26 protein-coding genes are annotated in these 23645 nt (G+C 56.7%); 24 read left to right on the top strand and 2 right to left on the bottom strand.

The window, feature by feature from the left end:
- Positions 1–261: 261 nt before the first annotated feature.
- From rnmV to spoVG, 8 genes are all read left to right on the top strand, one after another.
- Entirely contained in the window at positions 262–816 is a 555-nt protein-coding gene (gene rnmV, locus G3578_RS15110) for a ribonuclease M5 (protein ID WP_165213792.1), read from the top strand.
- A complete protein-coding gene (rsmA, locus tag G3578_RS15105; protein ID WP_165213791.1) occupies positions 813–1703 on the top strand; it encodes a 16S rRNA (adenine(1518)-N(6)/adenine(1519)-N(6))-dimethyltransferase RsmA in 891 nt (296 codons plus the stop codon). The genes rnmV and rsmA overlap by 4 nt, the downstream gene beginning before the upstream one ends.
- Before the next feature lie 188 nt (positions 1704–1891).
- Complete coding sequence (gene veg / locus G3578_RS15100; protein WP_165213790.1) at positions 1892–2167, top strand: biofilm formation stimulator Veg; 276 nt, start codon at positions 1892–1894, stop codon at positions 2165–2167.
- Positions 2168–2245: 78 nt separating this feature from the next.
- Entirely contained in the window at positions 2246–2428 is a 183-nt protein-coding gene (locus G3578_RS15095) for a small, acid-soluble spore protein, alpha/beta type (protein WP_165213789.1), read from the top strand.
- Positions 2429–2557: 129 nt separating this feature from the next.
- Positions 2558–3436, top strand: a complete 879-nt coding sequence (ispE, locus tag G3578_RS15090) for a 4-(cytidine 5'-diphospho)-2-C-methyl-D-erythritol kinase (protein WP_165213788.1) — start codon at positions 2558–2560, stop codon at positions 3434–3436.
- A gap of 59 nt (positions 3437–3495) precedes the next feature.
- Positions 3496–4314 carry a pur operon repressor gene (gene purR / locus G3578_RS15085; protein ID WP_165213787.1) on the top strand — a complete coding sequence of 273 codons (819 nt, stop codon included), beginning with the start codon at positions 3496–3498 and terminating at the stop codon, positions 4312–4314.
- 23 nt (positions 4315–4337) lie between these two features.
- Positions 4338–4727 (top strand): RidA family protein, encoded by a 390-nt coding sequence (locus tag G3578_RS15080; RefSeq protein ID WP_165213786.1) that lies wholly within the window; start codon positions 4338–4340, stop codon positions 4725–4727.
- Positions 4728–4846: 119 nt separating this feature from the next.
- Positions 4847–5134 (top strand): septation regulator SpoVG, encoded by a 288-nt coding sequence (spoVG, locus tag G3578_RS15075; RefSeq protein WP_165213785.1) that lies wholly within the window; start codon positions 4847–4849, stop codon positions 5132–5134.
- 235 nt (positions 5135–5369) lie between these two features.
- Here the strand turns inward: spoVG and G3578_RS15070 are convergent, their stop codons facing one another.
- Complete coding sequence (locus G3578_RS15070) at positions 5370–6371, bottom strand: CobW family GTP-binding protein (RefSeq protein WP_165213784.1); 1002 nt, start codon at positions 6369–6371, stop codon at positions 5370–5372.
- Positions 6372–6521: 150 nt separating this feature from the next.
- Here G3578_RS15070 and glmU point away from each other — a divergent pair, with 150 nt between their 5' ends.
- The 12 genes from glmU (at position 6522) to G3578_RS15010 (ending at position 20685) form a co-directional block, all read left to right on the top strand.
- Complete coding sequence (gene glmU / locus G3578_RS15065) at positions 6522–7907, top strand: bifunctional UDP-N-acetylglucosamine diphosphorylase/glucosamine-1-phosphate N-acetyltransferase GlmU (RefSeq protein ID WP_165213783.1); 1386 nt, start codon at positions 6522–6524, stop codon at positions 7905–7907.
- 21 nt (positions 7908–7928) lie between these two features.
- Positions 7929–8879 (top strand): ribose-phosphate diphosphokinase, encoded by a 951-nt coding sequence (locus tag G3578_RS15060; protein WP_165213782.1) that lies wholly within the window; start codon positions 7929–7931, stop codon positions 8877–8879.
- Positions 8880–8959: 80 nt separating this feature from the next.
- On the top strand, positions 8960–9553 hold the full coding sequence (locus G3578_RS15055) for a 50S ribosomal protein L25 (RefSeq protein WP_165213781.1): 594 nt from the start codon (positions 8960–8962) through the stop codon (positions 9551–9553).
- A gap of 175 nt (positions 9554–9728) precedes the next feature.
- Positions 9729–10562, top strand: a complete 834-nt coding sequence (locus G3578_RS15050) for a GAF domain-containing protein (RefSeq protein WP_165213780.1) — start codon at positions 9729–9731, stop codon at positions 10560–10562.
- A 137-nt stretch (positions 10563–10699) separates the two neighbouring features.
- Entirely contained in the window at positions 10700–11269 is a 570-nt protein-coding gene (gene pth, locus G3578_RS15045) for an aminoacyl-tRNA hydrolase (protein ID WP_165213779.1), read from the top strand.
- A gap of 88 nt (positions 11270–11357) precedes the next feature.
- Positions 11358–11588, top strand: a complete 231-nt coding sequence (locus G3578_RS15040; protein ID WP_165213778.1) for an anti-sigma-F factor Fin — start codon at positions 11358–11360, stop codon at positions 11586–11588.
- Positions 11589–11728: 140 nt separating this feature from the next.
- Complete coding sequence (mfd, locus tag G3578_RS15035; RefSeq protein ID WP_165213777.1) at positions 11729–15277, top strand: transcription-repair coupling factor; 3549 nt, start codon at positions 11729–11731, stop codon at positions 15275–15277.
- Between the two features lie 32 nt (positions 15278–15309).
- On the top strand, positions 15310–16371 hold the full coding sequence (locus G3578_RS15030; RefSeq protein ID WP_165213776.1) for a peptidylprolyl isomerase: 1062 nt from the start codon (positions 15310–15312) through the stop codon (positions 16369–16371).
- Positions 16372–16601: 230 nt separating this feature from the next.
- Positions 16602–17144 carry a stage V sporulation protein T gene (spoVT, locus tag G3578_RS15025; RefSeq protein WP_165213775.1) on the top strand — a complete coding sequence of 181 codons (543 nt, stop codon included), beginning with the start codon at positions 16602–16604 and terminating at the stop codon, positions 17142–17144.
- Between the two features lie 107 nt (positions 17145–17251).
- The gene (locus G3578_RS15020; protein ID WP_165213774.1) at positions 17252–18895 is read left to right on the top strand and encodes a putative polysaccharide biosynthesis protein; all 1644 of its coding nucleotides are present in this window, start codon (positions 17252–17254) and stop codon (positions 18893–18895) included.
- Positions 18896–18916: 21 nt separating this feature from the next.
- Entirely contained in the window at positions 18917–20386 is a 1470-nt protein-coding gene (gene yabN / locus G3578_RS15015) for a bifunctional methyltransferase/pyrophosphohydrolase YabN (RefSeq protein WP_165213773.1), read from the top strand.
- A gap of 5 nt (positions 20387–20391) precedes the next feature.
- Positions 20392–20685, top strand: a complete 294-nt coding sequence (locus G3578_RS15010; RefSeq protein WP_165213772.1) for an RNA-binding S4 domain-containing protein — start codon at positions 20392–20394, stop codon at positions 20683–20685.
- Between the two features lie 290 nt (positions 20686–20975).
- Here G3578_RS15010 and G3578_RS15005 read toward each other — a convergent pair whose 3' ends face one another.
- Positions 20976–21569, bottom strand: coding sequence for an LOG family protein (locus G3578_RS15005; RefSeq protein ID WP_165213771.1), 594 nt, complete (start codon positions 21567–21569; stop codon positions 20976–20978).
- Between the two features lie 164 nt (positions 21570–21733).
- Here G3578_RS15005 and yabP point away from each other — a divergent pair, with 164 nt between their 5' ends.
- Genes yabP through G3578_RS14985 form a run of 4 tightly spaced genes read left to right on the top strand, consistent with a single transcriptional unit; the run spans position 21734 to position 23340 of the window.
- On the top strand, positions 21734–22018 hold the full coding sequence (yabP, locus tag G3578_RS15000) for a sporulation protein YabP (protein ID WP_165213770.1): 285 nt from the start codon (positions 21734–21736) through the stop codon (positions 22016–22018).
- Positions 22015–22587, top strand: a complete 573-nt coding sequence (yabQ, locus tag G3578_RS14995; RefSeq protein WP_165213769.1) for a spore cortex biosynthesis protein YabQ — start codon at positions 22015–22017, stop codon at positions 22585–22587. Before yabP ends, yabQ begins: the two co-directional genes overlap by 4 nt.
- A gap of 25 nt (positions 22588–22612) precedes the next feature.
- Positions 22613–22918: an FtsB family cell division protein gene (locus G3578_RS14990; RefSeq protein ID WP_165213768.1), complete on the top strand. Its 306-nt coding sequence runs from the start codon at positions 22613–22615 to the stop codon at positions 22916–22918.
- Between the two features lie 53 nt (positions 22919–22971).
- A complete protein-coding gene (locus G3578_RS14985; protein WP_165213767.1) occupies positions 22972–23340 on the top strand; it encodes a S1 RNA-binding domain-containing protein in 369 nt (122 codons plus the stop codon).
- Positions 23341–23645: the final 305 nt, after the last annotated feature.

Below are 23645 nucleotides of genomic sequence, written 5' to 3'. Positions count from 1 at the left end.
TCTAAAAAAGGGAATGTAAGGAATTTTTAGGAAGATTCGGGGAACCGCCCGGCACAGCAAGGAACCCCGCTCGGCACAGCGTTGGCTGCCGTCGAGCAGGTGGAGCGCTTGCACAGCCCGGGCGGGTTTTCTTTTGCCTCTGGTTATGATACGCTAACTCTACCTGTTCTGACGTGAACGGGGGCGATTCGTTACATCTTTTTCGCCAAAAATTGGTTTGAAAAAAAAGAACATCCGAAACCAGGGATGGGAGCAAGGAACATGAAGATAAAAGAAGTGATCGTCGTCGAAGGGCGCGACGATACGGCCGCCATCAAGCGGGCGGTCCAGGCGGATACGATCGAAACGGGCGGTTCCGCCATCAATGCGGCCACGATCCGCAAGATCCGGCTGGCGCAGGAGAAGCGGGGCGTCATCATTTTTACCGACCCCGACTATCAGGGAGAGCGCATCCGCAAGATCATCAGCCGGGAAGTGCCCGGATGCAAGCATGCCTTCATCAAGCAGGAAGAGGGGATGAAAAAGGGAGATATCGGCGTGGAGAACGCCTCCCCCGAGACGATTCTCCGGGCCCTTTCCGAAGTGCGGACCGAAATGGCCGACGAGGTCGGCGAAATCACCTTCGCCGACATGGTGGAGCATCGGCTTACCTCCGGCCCCGACTCCAAGGAGCGGCGCCTGCGTTTGGGAGAACGCTTGGGGATCGGTTATGCCAACGCCAAACAGATGCTGCAGCGCTTGAACGCTTTCCGGATCAGCCGGGAGGAATTCGAGAACGCCATGGCCGCCATCGATGAAGGGAGGGATCAGCAGTGACGGATGTCCGCCTGAAAGACATCGCCACCCCGTCCCGAACGCGCGATATCCTCGAGAAATACGGCTTTTCCTTTAAAAAGAGCCTGGGACAGAACTTCCTGATCGATACCAACATCCTGCACAACATTGTCGAGACAGCCCAGCTTGACAAAGAAAAGGGCGTCATCGAGATCGGCCCGGGCATCGGGGCGCTGACGGAACAGCTCGGGCGTGCGGCTGGCAAGGTGGTCGCGGTGGAGATCGATCAGCGGCTGCTGCCGATTCTGGACGAGACCCTGGGGCCTTACCCCAACATCGAGATCGTTCACGGAGATGTGCTGGAGATCGATTTGCACCGTTTGATCCGCGAGCGGTTTTCCGGCTATCAGAAGATCAGCGTGGTGGCCAACCTGCCCTATTATGTCACGACGGCCATCCTGATGAAGCTGTTGGAGGAGCGGCTGCCTCTGGAGCATATCGTGGTGATGATCCAGAAGGAGGTGGCCGACCGGATCGCCGCCAAGCCGGGGACCAAAGATTACGGGTCGCTTAGTGTGGCCGCCCAATTCTACGCGGAGGCGGAAGTGGCGATGGTTGTGCCCGCCAGCGTTTTCGTGCCGCGGCCGCATGTGGATTCCGCGGTGATCAAACTGACCCTGCGGAAGCAACCGCCGGTGGAAGTGGCGGATGAGGCGCTTTTCTTCCGGGTGGTTCGGGCCAGCTTCGCCCAACGGCGGAAGACGCTGCTCAACAATCTGCAGCACAATCTGTTTACAAAAGAGCAGAAGGATCAGGTGATACAGTTGCTTGCCGCCGCCGGGATCGACCCCGCCAGACGCGGGGAAACGCTGTCCCTTCAGGAGTTTGCCGGTCTGGCCAATGTGATATATGCCGCCAAGATAAGATAGCAATGGGAAAAATAACCCGCTGATTCGACACATGATTGTCGAAAAAGCGGGTTATTTTAATAGACGGTGAGCAGTTTCACAAAAAAAATTCCGTTGACAAGAACTCACCCGGGTTGCTATAATTTTAAATTTCTTTGACAAAACAAGCAGGGACTGTTATAATGGATACAAGCGAGGTGGATGAGACAATGGCTAGAAACGCGTTACTTGATATCAAACGCAGTTTGGATGAGCACATTGGTGAAAGGATTCTGCTGAAAGCCAACGGCGGCCGTCGCAAGACCGTTGAGCGGACGGGCATCCTGGAAGAAACGTACCCCTCTGTATTTGTAGTAAAGCTGGACGATGATCAGTTGTTCGAAAGGGTTTCGTACAGTTACGCAGACATCTTGACAGAAACGGTAGAACTTACCGTATGTAAACAAGACGAGCATATCCGCATAACCGTTATTCAGCAGCAGTAGAGCCTCGGGCTCTGCTGTTTTGTTTTGGCGGGAGAGACGCATACTATATCCGTCAGTGAGAAAAGGAGGTCGTCAGGCATGGGTCGCAGACGAGGCATCATGTCGGAAGCGTTCAAAATGGAACTCGCCAAAGAACTGGGGATTTACGACACCGTCAAGAGCGAAGGATGGGGAGCCATCACCACGCGTGATGCCGGGAATCTGGTGAAGCGGGCAATCCAGATCGCCGAGGAAGCGCTGGCCAAGCAGAACGCCAAGTAATCTCACTGACAGGAAGCCGGGGAACCCCCGGCTTTTTTGCATCATGCCTGGTCAAGTCACACCCAAGTGGCGTCCCAGATTCTCCCTATGCTACAATAAGAGCCTAGGAATCAGAAGAAGGTGAAAGCGTTGCGGATTTCAGTGAAAGCTCCGGCCAAAATCAACTTAACATTGGATGTCCTCTACAAGCGGCCCGACGGCTATCACGAGGTGGAGATGGTGATGACCACCGTCGATCTGGCCGACCGGGTGGATCTCTGGCCGCTGGCAAGCGACGAGATCCGGCTGGAGTGTTCCGCCAGTTATGTACCGGATGATATGCGCAACCACGCCTACAAGGCGGCGCTGTTGTTGAAGGAACGTTTCGGTGTGAAACAGGGCGTGCGCATTTACATAGAGAAGCAGATACCGGTCGCAGCCGGGCTGGCCGGCGGCAGCAGCGATGCGGCGGCAACCCTGCGCGGCTTGAATAAACTGTGGGAGCTCGGTCTCTCCCTGGATGAGCTGGCCGAGATCGGGGCGGAGATCGGTTCAGACGTGCCGTTCTGCGTTTATGGCGGCACGGCATTGGCGACGGGACGCGGGGAAAAGATTGCGCTTCTTCAGGCGCCCCCGCCCTGCTGGGTCATTCTGGCAAAGCCGCCGATCGGCGTGTCGACGGCGGATGTTTACGGGAACTTGCGCCTGCATGAAGGAACGCCCCATCCCCCCACCGGGGATATGCTGGCGGCTGTACGCACCCAGGATTTCGGCTTGATGTGCCGTTCCCTTGGGAATGTGCTGGAAGAAGTGACGGTGGAGCTGTATCCCCAGGTGCGCCAGATCAAGGAGCTGATGGCCGCCTCCGGAGCGGACGGGGTGCTGATGTCGGGCAGCGGTCCGACCGTCTTTGCCCTGGTGCAGAAGGAAGCGAAGGTGCAGCGCATCTACAACGCGCTGCGGGGATTTGTAAAGGATGTGTACGTAGCCCGAATACTTGGCTGTGCGGAGGCGGAAATACTTGCGTAAATCCGTACATAAATGGTACATTAACAACAAATATTCGGGTTTTAGATGGGGGAACAAGCATGAAAAAATTGCGCAGAAGCGCGCGGTTGGTGGATATGACGCAGCATTTGCTGGCCCATCCCCATACGCTGATTCCGCTGACGCTGTTTTCTGAAGAATACGGTTCGGCCAAGTCTTCCATCAGTGAGGATTTGTCGATTATAAAAGAAGCCTTTGAATCACAGGGGATCGGCGTCTTGAAGACGGTGGCGGGCGCCGCAGGCGGGGTTAAATTCATCCCGCAAATGAACGCGAACGATGCCAAAGCGTTTATGCAGGAAATGATCGGACTCCTGGAAAAGCCGGAACGCCTTTTGCCCGGCGGCTATCTGTACATGTCCGACATTCTGGGGCATCCGCAAACGCTTGCCCGGATCGGCAAACTGTTTGCCACCGCCTTCGCGGATCAGGATGTGGAAGTGGTCATGACCGTTGAGACCAAGGGCATACCGCTTGCGCATGCGACTGCCTCCTATTTGAACGTTCCCGTTGTAATCGTCCGCCGGGACAATAAGGTGACGGAAGGTTCCGTCGTGAGCATCAACTACGTGTCAGGTTCCAGCAAGCGGATTCAAACCATGTCGCTGGCCCGCCGCGCTTTGGCGGAACAGTCCCGCGTGCTGATCATCGATGATTTTATGAAAGCGGGCGGCACCGTGCGGGGAATGATCGATTTGCTCCAAGAATTCCGGGCGACGGTTGTCGGGTGCGGCGTGCTGGTGGAAGCGGCCGACGTGTCGGAGCGCCTGGTCGATGAATACATTTCGCTGGCGCGGCTGAAGGACGTCGATGTAAAAGAGAAGCAGATCCGGATCGAATTGGGCAGCTATTTTGCATAGCAAATAAAGAAAGGATGAGTCTGATGAGCAATCTGTCGTATGTTTCGACCGACCAGGCACCTGCGGCGATCGGCCCATACAGCCAGGCCGTACAAGTCGGCCCGTTTCTTTTTACCTCCGGCCAGATTCCTCTGAAGCCGGACGGTACGCTGGTGGAAGGGGACATTGCCGCACAGGCGCATCAGGTGTTTGCCAACCTGCAGGCGGTTCTTGCAGCGGCAGGGGTGTCGTTTGCCCAGGTGGTCAAAACGACCGTCTTTCTCAAAGATATGAACGATTTCGCCCGGTTGAACGAGGTGTATGCCCAGTATTTCGGCGATTACAAACCGGCTCGTTCGACGGTCGAAGTGGCCCGCCTGCCGAGAGACGTGCGCGTGGAGATCGAATTGGTCGCTTATCTAGGAGAGAAGTAACAGACATCCGACCATCTATCAAGAATTTTTTGCGAATTTGAGGAATTTCAGCAGGAATATTTAACCATCTTGTGGAACTATTATGAAACGCTTTTATAGATAAAGGGAGTGAACACAAGATGGAAGTTACAGACGTAAGACTTCGCCGAGTCAATACCGACGGAAGAATGAAAGCCATTGCCTCCATTACGATCGATCACGAGTTTGTGGTTCACGATATTCGGGTCATTGACGGCAACAACGGTATGTTCGTGGCGATGCCAAGCAAACGTACTCCTGATGGCGAATTCCGCGATATTGCACACCCGATTTCGTCGGCTACTCGTGAGAAGATCCAAGCGGCTGTGCTCGCAGAATATGAGCGTGTCGGCTTGGAAGAAGAAGACCGTATTGAGGCAGGCGCATGATGACAATGACCAAAGGGGCTGTTCACTAGGAGGAACAGCCCCTTTTCTTGTCAGAGAAGAAATTTTTTGGAGCCTAGACAATGAAGAAAGGTTGGGGGCCCCGCCGACACCAGCGTTAGCTTAAGTCGGCGGGGTTATGGTTGGGGCCCCCGCCCGGCGCAAAGAGGGCCCCCACTCGGTACAGCGTTAGCTAGCGCCGAGTGGGGGGAGCGTTAGCTCAAGCCGGGTGGGTTATTTAGTAGCATTTTTCCAGATCGGCGATGATTTTCTCCCGATCCAGCCCTTCCCCGATGAAGACGGCCACCATCTTGGGTCCGAAGTTGGGGAACGGAAACAGATTTACCTGATTGTCGGTGTGCTGGAACGAGATCAGCTCGTCTTGACCGATGAACTGGACATATCCCTTGGCGCGGTAAACGTTTTTGGGAAGGTCCCAGAGAAAGTTTTCAAATTTTTTGCTGTCGACCGGCCCCTTGAACGCATAGGAGAAGGACTCGATGCTGTAATAAAGGGTCGGATCGGTCTTGAGGCCCAGGGTTTGTTTGAGGAAACGGCCGATCCCTTTTTGCACGGGAACGCCCGCAGCCGCCTTGTCGCGCGCCCGTTCTTCCGCGGCGCGTTCAGCCAGACGCTTCACCCGGAGCAGGGCAGGCAGATCGATGTCGCCGTGAGTGGTAGGGTGAAGGGGGGCGTACGGATTCAGCTCTTGCAGCTTGGCTTTCACTTTGGCCAGCACTTCGCCGGAGACCAGGTCGATTTTGTTGAGCAGGATCAGATCGGCATATTTGACCTGGTTGCGGATGGTTTTTACCAGCGCCCCGCTGGATTGGAAGCGGGAGTTCAATTCAAGGAAGCGGGATGCGTCCACGATGCTGATCAATCCTTTGACGGCCAGGGAGTCAACCAGCTCCGGATGGGTAAGGGCGTCCACCACGTCGATCGGGTCCGCGACGCCCGTGGTCTCGATGATGATCTGGTCCGGCTTGAGCCCCGCGAGAATTTCCTTCAGCCCCTCCGTCATCTCTCCCCGGATGGAGCAGCAGATGCAGCCGTCCAGCATTTTTTTCACGGGAAACCCGAAGCCCTGCAGCTGTTCCCCGTCCACATCCTCTTCGCCCATTTCGTTCATCATCACCACCACGTTGCCGCCTTCCTTGCGCAGGTGGTCCAGCAGGCGGGTAAGCAGCGTCGTTTTGCCGCTGCCCAAGAAACCGGTCAGCACATAGACATCGACCATGAAAGTGACTCCTCCTCCCGTTCTCTCTACCCCTTGGGTCATGCTGTCTTTTCCATGATAAGGCAGGGGCGGAGGGGCGTCAAACTTCTCTTGAAATCGACATACGATTAAGATATAGTCATGATGGAACTTCTAAGCTGGAGGGTTATCATGTCAAACATCCATGCCGTTGTGCTGGCCGCCGGACAAGGGACCAGGATGAAATCCAAGCTGTACAAGGTTCTGCATCCGGTCTGCGGTAAACCGATGGTGCAGCATGTAACGGACACGTTGGCTGCGATGAAGGTGGAGGATGTCGTTGTAGTGGTTGGACATGGTGCCGATGCCGTTCGCGCGGCGCTTGGCGAGCGTGTCACCTACGCGCTGCAGAGCGAGCAGCTGGGAACCGCACACGCCGTCCAGCAGGCTGTCCCGCATCTGGCGGGCAAGGAAGGCGTCACGTTCATCCTGTATGGAGACACGCCCCTTCTCTCGGCGGATACGCTCCGCGAACTGCTCGCGTACCATCAGGCGGAGCAGGCGGCGGCAACCGTTCTAACCGCGACCTTTGCCGACCCGACCGGTTACGGACGGATTATCCGCAATGAAGCGGGCGAGGTTTTGCGAATTGTCGAACACAAGGACGCCACCCCGGAAGAAAGGCTGGTCCGGGAAATCAATACAGGCATTTACTGTTTTGACAACCAGAAACTGCTTGCCGCGCTGAAGCAGGTCAACAACGACAATGCCCAGGGTGAGTATTATATCACAGACTGTGTTGGTATTTTGCGCGATGCCGGCGAGAAGGTCGTCGCGTACATTGCCCGCGATCCGGATGAAACCATGGGAGTCAATGACCGCGTCCAGCTTTCCCAGGCGGAACGTTACATGCGCCTGCGGATTAATGAACAACATATGCGCAACGGCGTCACCATCCAGGATCCGGCTTCCACTTATATTGAAGCGGATGTGACCATCGGGGCGGACACAACCATCCTGCCCGGAACCCATCTGCGGGGCAAAACGGTGATCGGTTCGGACTGCCTCATCGGGCCGCAGGCGGACCTGCGTGACGTGACCGTGGGGGACGGTGTTACGATCTCCTACGCGGTGCTGGTGGAATCCGCCGTGGAAGCGAATGTGTCGGTCGGGCCGTTTGCCTACGTGCGTCCGGGGACGCACATCGCGGCCGGCGCCAAGATCGGGGATTTCGTCGAGCTGAAGAACGCCCGGATCGGCAAAGGCTCCAAGGTGCCCCATTTGAGCTATATCGGGGACGCCGAGATCGGGGAAAGCGTGAACATCGGCTGCGGCACCATCACGGTCAACTACGACGGGGCGAAAAAGCATAAAACCATCGTGGGCGACCAAGCCTTTATCGGCTGCAATACCAACCTGATTGCCCCTGTTACGATCGGAAACAACGCCTATGTCGCTGCCGGATCCACGATCAACCAGGACGTTCCGGACGATGCGCTGGCGATCGCACGTGAACGGCAGGTAAACAAACCGGGCTACGCGGCAAAGTTGCCACGTAAGCAAAGAAATCAGGAATAATACGGGAGGTTCTTACGAAAGATGGCGAACTACCGCGACCCGAAACTGAAGGTCTTTACATGCAGCGCCAATCCGCAACTTGCGCACGAGATTGCCGACCATATCGGCCTGCAGCTGGGCAATGCCCAGGCGGTTCGTTTCAGCGATGGCGAGTGTCAGATTAAATTGAACGAAAGCGTCCGCGGCTGCGACGTCTTCGTGATCCAACCGACCAGCGCGCCGGTCAATGAGCATTTGATGGAACTGCTGGTCATGGTGGATGCCTTGAAACGCGCATCCGCCAAGAGCATCAACGTGGTGATTCCGTACTACGGCTACGCCCGTCAGGATCGCAAAGCCCGTGCGCGCGACCCGATTACGGCCAAGCTGGTGGCCAATCTGATCGAGACGGCAGGAGCTCACCGCGTCATCACGATGGATTTGCACGCGACGCAGATTCAGGGCTTTTTCGATATTCCGGTGGATCATCTGCTGGGTGTGCCGATTCTGGGCAAATATTTCGCCGAAAAAGGGCTGCAGGACATTGTGGTCGTATCGCCTGATCACGGCGGGGTGACGCGTGCCCGCAAGCTGGCGGAGCGTCTGGAAGCGCCGATCGCAATCATCGACAAGCGCCGTCCGGAACCCAACGTGGCGGAAGTGATGAACATCGTGGGCAATATCGATGGCAAGACGGCGATTTTGATTGACGATATCATCGACACGGCAGGAACGATTACCCTGGCGGCCAATGCCCTGGTGGAAGCGGGGGCCCGCGACGTTTATGCCTGCTGCACCCATCCGGTTCTGTCCGGTCCTGCCATCGAACGCATCGCCAATTCCAAAATCCGCGAGCTGGTGGTAACCAACACCATCGCGCTGACGGAAGAGAAAATGATCGACAAAATCAAGGTGCTCTCGGTGGCGCCGATCATCGGGGAAGCGATCATCCGCGTTCACGAAGAGCTTTCGGTCAGCAAGCTGTTCGATTAAGTTCATCCAGATTCAAAATGGCCTCCTTTGGACAAGCTAGAAGGGAAAGAATTGCTAGTTTGTCGTAAGGAGGTTTTTTTATGGAAACGATTCAAGCGGCCTCACGGACTGCCAAATCCACGGCGGCGCTGCGCCGGGACGGCTGGATTCCGGCTGTGGTCTACGGAACGGGGATCGCCAACCTGCCGATCCAGGTGAAAGCCAGGGAAATGGATGCCGCGCTGCGCCATCAGCCGACCAACAAGCCGTTTACCCTGGTGATGAACGGAACGGAGCATACCGTGATGGTGTACGAACTGCAGCGCCATCCCGTGACAGGAGCGCTGCTCCATGCCGACTTCAAGCGCATCAATATGAACGAGCGCATCCATACCAGTGTGCCCATCGTGCTGCAAGGCGATCCCGAGCTGGGGGTAGCCACGCTGGTGCGCCACAGCGTAGAGGTGACCTGCCGGGCGGCGGATATTCCGGAATCTTTCATCGTCAATGTCGATGGGTTACATATCGGGGATGTCGTCCTTGTCAAGGATCTGGACATCCCGGACACGGTGACGGTGCTGCCGGATGAAACGGAAGTGGTCGTCAGCGTGATGCCTGTCAAGGCTGTATCCGACGAAGCCGCTGACGCGGCGGAGGCGGCTGGGGAACCGGCTGAAGAGGCGAAAAAAGGATAAGCAGGCAGGGCTTACGCTGTCAGCAAGAGAGATACTCCCTTGCATTCCGCTGACAAGGGAGTCTTTTTTTATGTGAAAAAAAAAACCTCGTCACAATGATACGCGACAAAGGGAATCTTTGGAAGACCCTGACATTTTCTTCTTTCTTGCTACATAAGATGGGAGCAATATCCTGATGAAACCGGTGACAAACATGGACAAGATGATGGAACAGATCGGGAAGGCGATTTCGTCTGCGGCGGCCCAGCCGTGGGTGCTGACCGCTTTGGGTGTGATCCTGGTCGCCTTTGCCGTGCTGTTGGGCGCGTTGGCCGTGTGGAAGCTGCATCGGGGTTCGGAGGTAACCATCGCCGGACTCATCAACATCAAACCGCATGAGCTGGTCCGGGCGCAGCGCGAGGAGATCGGGAAGCTGACGGCGGACGCGAAGCAGAAGTCGCTCATCATCAAGTTCCTGCAGCAGTTGTCCATTGAGGTATCCAAGGCGATGGCCTGCCGGAACGAAGAAGAATGCAATGAACTGTGCGAAGCGGTCTATCAGTATGCGCTGCCCGGGATCGGCATCATGCTGACCAGACAGCCCGCCAACAACCACCGGGTAGCGATCTTTGTCCCGGAAGGGGAGGGGCAGCTTAAGATCCACGAAGGGGTGAATTTCAGTCCGGACGGGATCAAGCATCTGCGGCTCTCCCTGCTGGATTCGGCTGCCGGGAGGGTGCTGCGGACGGGTGAACCGTATTTCAGCGGAGACGTGACCGCGGAAGGGAACAGCTTCACTATCCATCCCAAGGCGACGAAGGTGTATCATTCCCTCATCTGCGTCCCGATCAAGATCGGTGATGCGGTTTTGGGCGTTTTGAGCATCGATGGGGAGGAAAAACACTCGTTCACCCGTGCAGACATGGAGTATCTGCGCTGTTTTGCCCATGCGCTGGCGCCGTTTCTCTATCTTCAGACCCGAGCCCCTTTAAGCCGGGAGCGCCTTGATCCGGAGGACGGCATCGCCTGAGTCAGGGAACGCTGCCCCACTTTGGCGTGGGGCGCCTTTCTTTTCCGCAAATCACCAGCGATGGCTCCGCCATGCCTTGGCTTGGCGGAGCCGAGTTGTCTCATGTACAATGGGAGGTGAGATTGGAGGGAACGCGGGTGAATATCATCATCGGACTGGGCAATCCCGGGAAGAAATATGAAGATACGCGGCATAATATCGGCTTTATGGTCATCGATAAGATTAGCGACAAGTGGGGGATTCCGGTCCAGCAGGCCAAATTCCGGGCGCTGGTCGGCGAGGGGCGCATCAACGGGGAGCGCGTGCTGTTGGTGAAGCCGCAGACCTACATGAACCTCTCCGGCGAGTCGGTTGGGGAAATCCTGCGCTTTTACAAGCTTACCCCTGACGATATTCTGGTCATTTACGACGATCTGGACCTGCCGCTGGGACAGGTTCGCCTGCGGGAAAAGGGCAGCGCCGGCGGCCATAATGGCATCAAGTCGCTGATTCAGCATTTGGGCACACAGGCCTTTAAACGGATTAGAATCGGCATTGACCGGCCGGCGCCGGGGGGCAATGTCATCGATCATGTGTTGGGCACGTTCGCCGTCTCGGAGCGGCAGGTGGTCGAAGAGGCGGTGCGTATTGCCGCGGAAGCCGCCGCCATGGCCTCGACCGAAAGCTTTGTGAAGGTGATGAATCACGTCCATACCCTGAAGCGGTAGTCCTTGCACACAGACAAAAGCCCATTTGTATGATTTTCCATCCACCGGGCGATACTAACACATATCATGTGCCTGAGGGGTGGCCGGCTTGAGCTATCGCTATGTTTGTCGCTGCTGTGGGATGAAGATCGCCGAAATCGATCATGCCATGGTAACGGAAGGGCGTCTCGGGTTCGATTCCTTGACCCCTGAAGAGCGCCAATCTATAATATCGAGAGAACGTGGAGGGGATACGGTTGTGCGCGTATTGTGCGACTACTGCAAAGACGCGTTTGACCAACATCCCGAGCTCACGCTGGTGGGCAATCCGCTGCAATAACACGGAGCCTTGCAAGCAGAAGGATGAACGCGTATGCTGCGAAGGAAGTGGACAGAAAGGCTTGCACGGACAAGGCCTTGGCAAACGTTGCTAAGGCTTATTTCTGCATGGGGTAGTTAGTCCGGAGAGGAGACGTATAGATGCAGGTCATCATTAATCCGATCAAAGAGGATTCCCAGTTTGGGACGATTGTCGCCGGTTTGACACGGGGGCTGCATGAACAGCTCGTATCGGGGCTGGCGGGCTCCTCCCGGCAAGCGCTGATGGCGGCCCTCTACCAGACGGCGGAGCGGCCCATCTGTGTGGTTACGCACAATATGTTCCAGGCGCAGAAAGTATACGAAGATTTGCTGGAGCTGGTGCCTGACGATCAGGTGCTGTTATTTCCGGCCAATGAACTGGTCGGGGCGGAGCTGGCCATCGCCAGTCCGGAGATGCTGGCGCAGCGCATCCATGTGTTCAACCGTTTGGCCCAGGGCTTTACGGGTATTTTGGTTGTGCCTTTTGCCGGGCTGCGCCGGCTGGTGGTTCCTCCGGAAGTGTGGAAAGAGGCGCAGCTTACCCTGAAGGTCGGGGATGAGCTGGATGTGGAGGCCTTTTTGCAAAGCTTGATCGCATTGGGGTATGAGCGCGTCGAGATGGTGGAGCGCAAAGGGGAGATGAGCGTCCGCGGGGGGATCATCGACCTGTACCCGATCGACGCCGAATGGCCGATCCGCATTGAACTGTTCGACGTGGAGATCGACTCCATCCGGACCTTTGACATGGTGACGCAGCGCTCCCATGAAAGCGTCCAATCCTATACCATCGGTCCGGTCAAGGAGATGATCGTCTCTACGGCGCATCTGCAGGAGTCGGCGCTGCGCCTGGAGAAAAAGCTGGGCGAAGCGATTGACAAGCTGAAGGACAGCAAGGCAAAGGAGAAGATGGTCAGCCGGATCGGGGGGGATGCGGAGCTGATGCAGCAAGGGCAGCGGCTTCCGCACCTGTACGCCTACATCTCCGCCATCTATCCGTCCAATGAAACGATCTTGTCCTATATGCCCAAGGAGACGGTGCTGATCATCGATGAGCCGTCCCGCGTGCTGGAAACGGCGGCCCAATTGCAGAAAGAAGAAGCGGAATGGATGACGGCCCGGATCGCGGAAGGCGAATTCATGGCCAATCTCAGCCTGTCGCGCACCTACGACGACCTTGTCATGCAGCGCGGCCGCCAGATCATCTACATGTCGCTCTTCCTGCGCCAGACGCCGAGGACGCAGCCGCAGAACATCGTCAACTGGACATGCCGGACTATGCAGAATTTTCACGGCCAGATGAACGTGCTCAAGACCGAGCTGGCACGCTGGATCAAATCGCAGGACCGAATCGTATTCGTCGCTGCGGATGCCGAACGGGCCAAGCGGCTGGAGCGCGTTCTGCATGATTATGGCATGGAAGCGGATCTGCTGCTGGACAAAGCGGAGACGATCCCGCCCGCACGGCCGACGATCCTGATCGGCAACCTGCAGACGGGCTTCGAGCTGCCCATGAACAAGCTGGTGGTGATTACCGAAGGGGAGGTATTTACCGCCAAGCAGCGCAAGGCGCGCAAAGTGCAGCAGACGATGAGCAACGCCGAGCGGATCAAGAATTACCTGGAATTGAAACCGGGGGATTATGTCGTTCATATCAATCACGGGATCGGCAAATATCTGGGCATCGAAACCAAGGAAATCCTGGGCATTCATAAAGATTATCTGCACATTCGCTATGCGGGCGGAGACAGCCTGTTCGTGCCGATCGAGCAGATCGACCACGTGCAGAAATATGTGGGCAGCGAGGAGAACGAACCGAAGATCTACAGCCTTGGGGGCAGCGAGTGGAAGCGCGTCAAGAACAAGGTGAAATCTTCCGTGAAAGACATCGCGGAGGATCTGATCAAACTGTATGCGGCAAGGGAGGCGGCCGTCGGGCACGCCTTTTCGCCGGATACCGAGGAACAGCGGGAATTCGAGGCCATGTTCCCGTATCAGGAGACGCCCGATCAGCTGCGGGCCATCAATGAGGTCAAGGCGGATATGGAACGAACCCGGCCGATGGATCGTCTTGTATGTGGGGACGTAGGCTACGGCAAGACGGAGGTGGCGATCCGGGCAGCCTTCAAGGCCGTGATGGACGGCAAGCAGGTGGCGGTGCTGGTGCCGACCACGATTTTGGCCCAGCAGCATTATGAAACGTTCCGCGAGCGTTTTGCCGACTTTCCCATCCGCGTCGACGTGTTGAGCCGTTTCCGCACCCGCAAGGAGCAGACGGCGACGATCAAGGGGTTGAAGGATGGCACGGTGGATGTGGTGATCGGCACGCACCGCCTGTTGTCCAAAGACATCCAGTTCCGGGATCTGGGCCTTTTGATCGTCGATGAGGAGCAGCGGTTCGGGGTCAGCCACAAGGAAAAACTGAAGCAGCTGAAAACCAACGTGGATGTCCTGACGCTGACCGCCACCCCGATTCCACGGACGCTGCACATGTCGATGATCGGCGTGCGGGACTTGTCCGTCATCGAGACGCCGCCGGAAAACCGGTTCCCCGTGCAGACCTATGTCATGGAGTACAGCCCTTCCCTGGTGCGGGAGGCGATTGAGCGGGAGCTGGCGCGCGGCGGGCAGGTGTTTTTCCTGTACAACATGGTCCAGGGCATCGAACAGATGGCGGAACAGATCGCAGCGCTCGTTCCCGATGCCCGCGTCGCAGTGGCCCACGGCCAGATGAACGAGGGAGAGCTGGAGAGCGTCATTCTCGACTTCCTGGAAGGCAACTCGGACGTGCTGGTGAGCACCACGATCATTGAGACAGGGGTGGATATCCCGAACGTGAACACCCTGATCATCTACAATGCGGATCGCATGGGCCTCTCCCAGCTGTACCAGCTGCGCGGGCGCGTCGGACGCTCCAACCGCATCGCCTATGCCTATTTCACCTATCAGCGGGACAAAGTGCTGTCGGAAGTTGCGGAAAAACGGCTGCAGGCGATCAAGGAATTTACCGAACTGGGCTCCGGCTTCAAAATCGCCATGCGCGACCTCGCCATTCGCGGGGCGGGGAACCTGCTGGGCGCGGAGCAGCACGGTTTCATCAATTCCGTCGGTTTTGACTTGTACAGCCAGATGCTGAAAGAAGCGATCGACGAATTGAAAGGGGAGGTCAAGCAGGAGACGGCTTCCCCCGTGGAAATCAACCTGCATCTCGACGCCTATATCCCGTCCACGTACATCACCGACAGCCGCCAGAAGATCGAAATGTACAAAAAGTTTGTCGCGGCATCCACCCTGGAGGATGTGGCCGACCTGGCGGAAGAACTGGAGGACCGCTTCGGCGATCTGCCGAAGCCCGTGGAGAATCTGCTGTTGATTTCCCGCCTGCGGGTTTATGCCCTGCAGCACCACATCACGGAGATCAGCCAGAAAGATCCGGACGTCATCAAAATCAGCCTGCATCCCAGCCAGAACAACAATATCGACGGGGGCGCCCTGTTTGCCCTGACCAGCGATTGGGGACGGCGCGTCGGTCTGATAGGTGGACAACAGCTCACCATAACTGTTAAAGTAAAAGGGTTGAGCGAGGAAGAAGGCGTCAAGCTGGTGGAAAAACTGCTCAGCGAATTTCACATGGTGCGCAAAGACACCGGTTCCGGCAGTCCGGTCATGTGACCGGGGTGTTGGAAGAAGGGAGAATGATGGATATGAAACGAATCACAACCGTGATCATGGTGTCGGTGCTTGCACTGGCTGTCATCGTAACGGCATGCGGAAATGACCAGAAGGCGGCGACCAACACGCCGGCCCAAACCCAGCCTGCCCAAGGCGGCGAGCAAGCGGCTAATCCTGAGGATCCCTTGTCCCAGTTTCCGGCGCTCAAGCTGCCCTATACCGTGGAGCCGAATGCTACCATTACGGAATATCAGGGCGGCAAGCTGACGGCAAAGGAATTTGAAGACTTTCTGCGGACGATCAGCTTCCTGAATCCGCAGCAGCGTGAAATGATTGAAGCCGCTGACCAGGAATCCTTGAAAAACTTTGCCCGCGAATTTACTGCAACCAAAATCCTGGCGGCCCGGGCTGACGATGCCATTCGCAAGGAATCGCAGAATACGGCGGAGAAAACGTTTGACAAGGTGAAAAGCCAGTATATCGCCATGCTGGGCAAAGACGCGGGAGCCTTTGACAAGCTGATGCAAAACCAGGGGCTTACCCGGGAACTGGTTGTCTCCCAGATGGCGCTGATCAACGATTCGATCGGCGTGTTGAAACAGGGAATCACGGATGCCGAGCTGCAAAAGCAGTACGACCAGGCGGACAAAGCGCAGTTCACGACCGCCTCTGTCCGTCACATCCTGATTTCGACGGAATCGCGGAAACCGGAAGAAGCGCTGAAACTGGCCAATGAACTGATTGCCCGCATCAAGAAGGGGGAAGACTTTGCCGCGCTGGCGAAGCAGTATTCGGATGACCCCGGCAGCAAGGAAGAAGGCGGTCTGTACAAGGACGCCGATGTGAATCAGTGGGTGCCGGAATTCAAAAATGCGGCGCTCACCCTGCCGATCGGTCAGGTGAGCGAACCGGTGAAGACCGATTACGGCTACCATGTGATGCGTGTCGAGGATCGTAAAGTAAAAAGCTTCGCCGAGGCGAAAGACCAAATGCGCCAGCAAGCGCTGGAAACCAAGTATGGGGAATTCGTTCAGGGCGAGCTGGACAAGCTGATTACCAAATGGAATATTCCGCAGCCGAAACAGGCCGGCTGAGGAACAAACAGGGGATCGGGGGACGATTCCCTGTTTTTTCGTCTGCTCGCATATTCTTGCAAACGTGGAGAATACTATACTCACTCGCTACCGCCCGGGGGAGAGTGCAGGAGTACTGGAAAACTTTGAGGCGTCCATCGGATAGTTAAAATTAGCTGGAAAGGAAAAAATACAGGTAACCTGAAAATGACTCACAACCCAAATTCTCAGGAAAGCGAGGCAACAAGAGTATGAAAGCAACTGGTATCGTTCGTCGTATCGACGACCTCGGACGGGTCGTGATTCCCAAAGAGATCCGCCGTACGCTGCGTATTCGTGAAGGCGACCCTCTTGAGATTTTTGTTGACCGTGATGGGGAAGTGATTTTGAAGAAATATTCGCCGATTGGTGAGTTGGGCGACTTTGCAAAGGAATATGCCGATTCCCTCTATGAGAGCTTGAATCACATTGTGCTGATATCCGACCGGGACAGTGTGATCGCCGTGGCCGGTGCATCCAAGAAGGAATATTTGGAAAAACCGATTGGCAATCTCGTGGAGAAATGCCTGGAAGACCGGAAGAGCCGGGTGGAGAAGAACACGGGACAGTATGAGATCTGCCGCGACATGAATGAACAGTATTCGTCGTTTGTGATCGCCCCGATTGTGGCGGGCGGCGATCCGATCGGTGCCGTCATTCTCCTCAGCAAAACCGAAACCGCCAAGATGAGCGAATTGGAAGTGAAGATGGCGGAGACCGCCGCCGGTTTTCTAGCCAAACAGATGGAGCAGTAACATCGAGCAGCCTCGCGTCCGCGAGGCTGTTTTTTCTTAGTATCGCCCCTTGTGCTATAATGGACAAAGCTTAATGGCTTTTGGCTCGAGAGGAGAACAAGCGTGACATGACAGCAGAGAGAAGTTCGGTTCATTTTGTAAAAGGGGCGGCCATCCTTGGGATCGCAGGTCTTTTGTCCAAGCTGTTGGGCGCCGTCTATCGGATTCCGTATCAAAATATCGCCGGCGATATCGGGCTGTATGTGTACATGCAGGTGTATCCGCTGTATACCACCCTGCTGATCCTGGCAACCGCCGGCTTTCCCATCGCGATCTCCAAGATCGTGTCCGAGCGGCTGGCTCTGGGGGATACATATGGCGCGCGCAAGGCTTACCGCGTCGCCAGCCTTTCGCTGCTGGTGCTGGGCTTCGTCTTCTTTCTCCTGCTCTTCGGGGGAGCGCCGCTTGTCGCCGCTTTTATGGGAGATGAACATTTGACCATGCCGCTTCGCGCGGTAGCCTGGTCGCTGCCGCTGGTTCCCATTGCCGCCATCATGCGCGGTTATTTTCAGGGACAGCAGAACATGATGCCCACCGGCGTTTCGCAGGTGGTGGAACAGCTGGTGCGCGTCATCTTTATCCTGATCGCCGCCTATTGGGGAATGATGGTGTACCACGATGCCTATCTGGCGGGCACAGGCGCGGTGTTTGCCGCGTTCCCGGGTGCCTTGGCGGCGGTGGCGGTGCTGGCCTACTACTGGCGGAAGCATTCTCGGCTGCAGGCCGGTGCCCTCGATGGTGAGATTTCGCCTGCGTCTGCGGCAGACAGCTGGACCACGCGGCAGGTGCTGCACAGCCTCTTGTATTATGCGCTGCCCATTTGTCTGGGGGCATTGGTGCTCCCGCTGATCCCGCTGGTGGATTCCGTCACGGTGGTCAATCTGCTGCAGTACAGCGGCATGGATGAAGAAATGGCCAAAGTCGTGAAAGGGGCGTTTGATCGCGGCCAGCCGCTTATTCAATTCGGCACGTTTTTTGCCACATCTCTTTCCCTGGCGTTGGTGCCCGCGATCAGTGAGGCGGCGGCTCAGGGACACCACAAAGTGATCGCGGAGAGAACCGAAGTGGCTCTGCGCCTGACCAGCCTGTTGGGGCTGCCGGCCTCCTTTGGGCTGGCGCTGCTGGCCGAGCCGGTTAATGTGATGCTGTACGGGGATGCGAAGGGAACCGAGGCGTTGGCCATCCAGGCCTTTACCATTTTGTTTGCCACCCTGTCCATCGCCACCTCCGGCATCCTGCAGGGCTTGGGACGGGTCATGCTGCCGGCCCGCCATCTCTTTGTCGGCGTGGTGGTCAAGCTGGGGCTGAATCTGCTGCTGATTCCGTTCGCCGGGATCGCCGGTGCGGCTTTCGCCACGGTCATCGCCTATCTGGTGGCCATGCTGCTCAATATGAAGGGCATTGTCCGGTACACCGGCGCGGTCATCCGGTTTCGCAAAATACTGGGCCGTCCCTTGATCGCCGCCCTGATCATGGTGGTGGCGGTTCTTGTCATAGAGTGGGCGGCTTCCACGGTGCTGCAGGAGATGATCAGCTCCACCCGCCTGCTGCAAACACTGGTTGCGCTGTTGGCGGTGGGAACGGGAGCGCTCGTTTATCTGCTTGCCCTGTTGAAGACGGGAGGGCTCACGGAGGAAGACCTGCGTTTTCTGCCCAAAGGGGGACGGCTCGTTTCCCTGCTGACGCGGCTTCATCTCCTGCGTTCCGAATAACACAGAAGGGAGTCGAAACAAATGCCAGCAATCCGGATCGTCGGGCTGGGAGCGGGAACCCTGGAGCAGCTGCCCATGGGAATCTACCGGACGCTGAAAGAGGCGAACCACCTTTATTTGCGGACGGAGGAACATCCCGTTGTCGCCCAGCTTCGTCAGGAGGGCATCACCTTTACCGCGTTTGATGCCATTTATGAGAAACACGGCGATTTTGACGCGGTGTATACCGAGATCGCCGACCTGCTGCTGCAGGCGGCCCGAGAGAAGGGCGAGATCGTCTATGCCGTGCCGGGCCATCCGCTGGTCGCTGAGCGGACGGTGCAGCTGCTGCTGGAGGAAGGACCCAAGCGGGAGACAGCGGTGGAGGTCGAGGGCGGGCAGAGCTTCCTGGATCCGCTGTTTGCCCGCTTGCGGATCGATCCGATCGAAGGATTCGCCCTGCTCGACGCCACCGCCCTGAAAGCGGAACAGGTGAATCCGCTTCTGCATACGGTGATCGCCCAGGTATACGACAAAATGGTCGCCTCCGATACCAAGCTGACGCTGATGGAGGTTTTCCCGGATGAATATCCGGTCACGGTCGCAACGGCGGTAGGAGCGGCGGGTCTGGAACGGGTGGAGACCGTGCCGCTGTATGAACTGGATCGCGTCCAACACCTGGGCAACCTGTCGCTCGTCTACGTACCCCCGACCCGGGAAGCGGCGGTACGCAATCGGCAGTTCGCCTACCTGAAGGAAATCGTGGCCATCCTGCGCAGCCCCGAAGGCTGTCCATGGGACCGCGAACAGACGCATCAAAGCATCCGCAAGAATCTGATCGAGGAAGCGTACGAGGTGCTGGAGACGATTGACGACGACGATCCGGATGCCATGCGCGAAGAACTGGGCGATCTGCTGCTGCAGATCATGCTCCATTCGCAAATGGCGGCGGAAGACGGCTTTTTCACCGTCGAGGATGTGATCGCCGGCCTCAATGAAAAACTGATCCGGCGCCATCCCCACGTCTTCGGCGAAAAAGCGGCGCGCGATGCCGACGAGGCGTTTGCCAACTGGGAAGCGATCAAGGCCCAGGAGAAAGCGGCCAAAGGGGAGGAGGCATCCGCCCGCTCCGTGCTGGCCGGCATTCCGCGCGAGCTGCCAGCCTTGATGTACGCCTGCAAGCTGCAGAAAAAAGCCGCCGCTGTCGGCTTTGACTGGGAAGACGTGGCGGACGTGTATCGCAAGGTGGAAGAGGAATACCGGGAAGTGCGGCAGGCGTCGGAAGAAGAGCGGGCCGGCGAGCTGGGGGATCTGCTCTTTGCCGTCGTCAATCTGGCCCGCTTCTACCAGATCGATCCGGAAGAGGCGCTGCGCATGACCAACCGCAAGTTTCAACGGCGGTTTGCCTATATTGAACAGAAGCTGCGGGAAGCCAACCGGACCTTCGAGGAGACGGATTTGGCCGAGATGGACCGTTGGTGGGAAGAAGCGAAGCAGCGGGTGAGGAGGTAACAGGGATGAGACTGGACAAGTATCTGAAGGTATCGCGCCTGATCAAGCGGCGCACGCTGGCCAAAGACGTGTGCGACCAGGGGCGCGTGGAAATCAACGACCGGCCGGCGAAGGCTTCGAGCACCGTGAAGATCGGCGACAAGCTGTCGATCCGCTTCGGCCAGAAAATCGTGGTCGTGAAAGTGGAGGATATCAAGGAAAATCCGCGCAAGGAAGAAGCCGCCACCCTGTACCAGGTGATCGGCGAAGTGCCGGTGCCGCGCGATGAGAAGGAAGAAGACGACTACCTGCGGGGGTAGTCGTCTTCGTGAGCAGACAAAGTCGATCTATCATGGATGATGGTTCCTGCTCGCTCTCTTGACGACCCGCAAAGAAGCCTGCAATGTCCACTCCGAAACGCGACGCGGGCTGGGGGCTCAACATCTGGGTGTTTCAGCGAAGTGAGACTCACGCCCCCAGTGCTCCCGCGTCTTCGTTTCTTCGCTGAGTCGGTCGTCAAAGGAGCTCGCTTGGCCCCATCATGCCATGACTCTAACAGAAGTTTGTCATCAGTCCGTGGCGAAGGTAGTCGCCTCGCTCTGGAGGAGCGTTAACGTGTCTCTTCCGGCGGCAGCTCCGTCCATTTGTGTGCGTAGGCAGGCGGGGTGTAATCACGCAGTCTGTCAAGCAGGGTGGCCGGTTCACTCTCCACGATGATCAATTCTGTATGGGTCTCCGGCATGAAACCGGCTTTCACGGCATTCTTGATCATCTCGATCAGCGGGTCGTAATACCCCCGGACGTTCAGAATGCCGACCGGCTTGCTGTGAATGCCCAGCTGCAGCCAACTGACCGCCTCAAAAAGCTCTTCAAACGTGCCGAACCCGCCGGGCAGGGCAATGCAGGCGTCGGCCAGTTCGGTCATCAGGGCTTTCCGTTCGTGCATGTTCCCCACTTCGTGAAATTCGGTCAGGCCGGTGTGCGCGATCTCCCCGCGAAACAGGTTGCGCGGCATCACGCCGATCGCTTTCCCGCCCGCCGTCAACACGTTATCGGCGACGCGCCCCATCAGTCCGATCCTGGACCCTCCATAGACAAGCTCCAGTCCGTTTTCAGCCAGCAGCCGCCCCAGTTCTGCGGCTTTTTGTTCATAATCTGGCAGCAGACCGGCATTGGAACCGGCAAATACGCATACTCGTTTCATCAGCAACCTCCGTCTTCTCTTCGTCCAACCTTTCAGCCTTCCTGCCCTATTATACAATAGATTTCCAGCATGCATTGTACAGGATTTGTCGGGATGGTCCTGTTCTAAACGGACATCCCCCTCCATACCATGGTACAAGAACCGGTTTGTGAGGAGGGCATGAGATGAACGACCATACCAAGCGGCCGCGCCATGAGATCGTGATGATCAATCGCCGCAGCCTGGCGATTTCCGGGGTGAAAAATGTGGAAAGCTTCGACAGCGAAGAGTTCCTGCTGGAGACGGAAGCGGGCTTTTTGACGATTCGCGGCCAGAACCTGCATATGAAGAATCTGAGCCTGGAAACAGGAGAAGTGGCCATCGAGGGGTTGGTGCACGAAATGGGCTATCTTGAACAGGGGCAGGCCGGGGACCGCTCGCGGGGATTCTTCGGCAAATTGTTCAAGTGAGCATCGGGACACAGTTTCAAACGCTTCTCTCCATGTCTGCCTGCGGGCTGTTGATGGGCATGGGGTATGACACCTACCAGGTGTTCAAAGGAAAAGGGCGTTTTCCCCTGTGGCTGGTCTTTTTCCTGGATCTCCTGTTCTGGATCGCCAGCGCCTTGTTTGTGTTTGGAGTTCTGGTCCGCGTCAACGATGGTGTTGTCCGCTTTCCGATTTTTTTCGGCCTGTTTGGCGGAGCCTGGCTCTATTTTGTGATCGGAAGCCGAAGATATGTTCAATTTCTTCACACCGTGATAAAATTTTGTCAGTGGTTGTACAGGACGATCGTCATGATCATCGATACGGTTCTTGTCCGCCCCGTCCTGTTCCTCTACCGGCTGATCCTCATGCTGCTGGAGTTGGTGCTGTCGGTCGTGACGGCGGTGCTGCTTTTTTTCTGGAAAATAGTGCGAATACTCATTGCTCCTGCGCAAAAATGGGGGCATAATGTAGGAAGAAAAATGCACCAGCAGGGAAAAGGATTTTGGGCGGATGTGAAGAAATGGATACGATCAAGAAAAAAACAGGATTAATCACGGCAAAGGTGGCGTAACGAGCATGATGAGCAGCCCCTCCCAACCAAACAAACAAGGTCAAAGGCGCAGAATCCGGCTTGTCCTGTTTTTTGTACTGTGCTTTTCCGTATGGACGGGCTATACCGCCTATTTGCAAAGCGACATCCTGTCCGAAAAGGAAAGCGAACTGGAGCAGTTGAAGCAGGAAGCGGCGGCTGTTCAGCAGCAGCAGGCCGAACTCTCCTACAAAGTGAGCCGATTGAATGACAAGGAATACATCGCCGAATTGGCCCGCAAACATTTCTTCTTATCGAAACCGGGCGAAAAAATCTACGTGCTGCCCGAATAATCCATATTCCCCAACGTATTCATTCATGTGCATGAGGGAGGCTTGCCGCGTTCATGGCCATCGAGGTAGGCAGCAAAGTGGTAGGAAAAGTGACAGGCATAACGAAGTTTGGAGCATTTGTGGAGCTGCCAGACGGGGAGACCGGCCTCGTTCACATCAGCGAGATCGCCGACACGTATGTCACGGATATCCACGAGCATCTCAAGGTGGGTGACATCGTGACGGTCAAGGTGCTGAACATTCGGGACGGCAAGATCGGCCTGTCGATCAAGAAAGCCGTTGACCGTCCAAACAAGCCATCCCGTGGGCCTCGCGAACGGGGAGAAGGGTTCGAGGAGAAGCTGAACCGCTTTCTGAAAGATAGTGAAGACCGGCAATCTTCATTGCGCAAAAATTGGGACAAAAAAGGGCGAGGACGCTGAGGACCGCCCGGAAAAGGCGGGCCAACCAAATTCCTGACAAATTTGCACAATTTGGCGAGAAAAAAAGGAAGGTTCTTTTGCATCGATGGCGAATACCTATATTATAAGCCCGTTTCACCGAGCGCGAATCACCTGCCGGCCGACGTTGTACGCCCAACGTCGGTTATTTTTTTTGCCTTTTCGCCATAGACCGGGGCGTAAGCGGATGCTCATTCCGGGATGCCGCGAAAACCTCAGGAGAACAGGGAATTTGTCGCACGATTTCAGGAATAACGCTCGATCTTTTGACAAATTTTACAAACCCC

This window comes from Brevibacillus sp. SYP-B805 (assembly GCF_011059135.1).
In the GTDB taxonomy this organism is placed as follows: domain Bacteria; phylum Bacillota; class Bacilli; order Brevibacillales; family Brevibacillaceae; genus Brevibacillus_F.
This window is presented reverse-complemented; position numbering and strand designations above follow the sequence as displayed.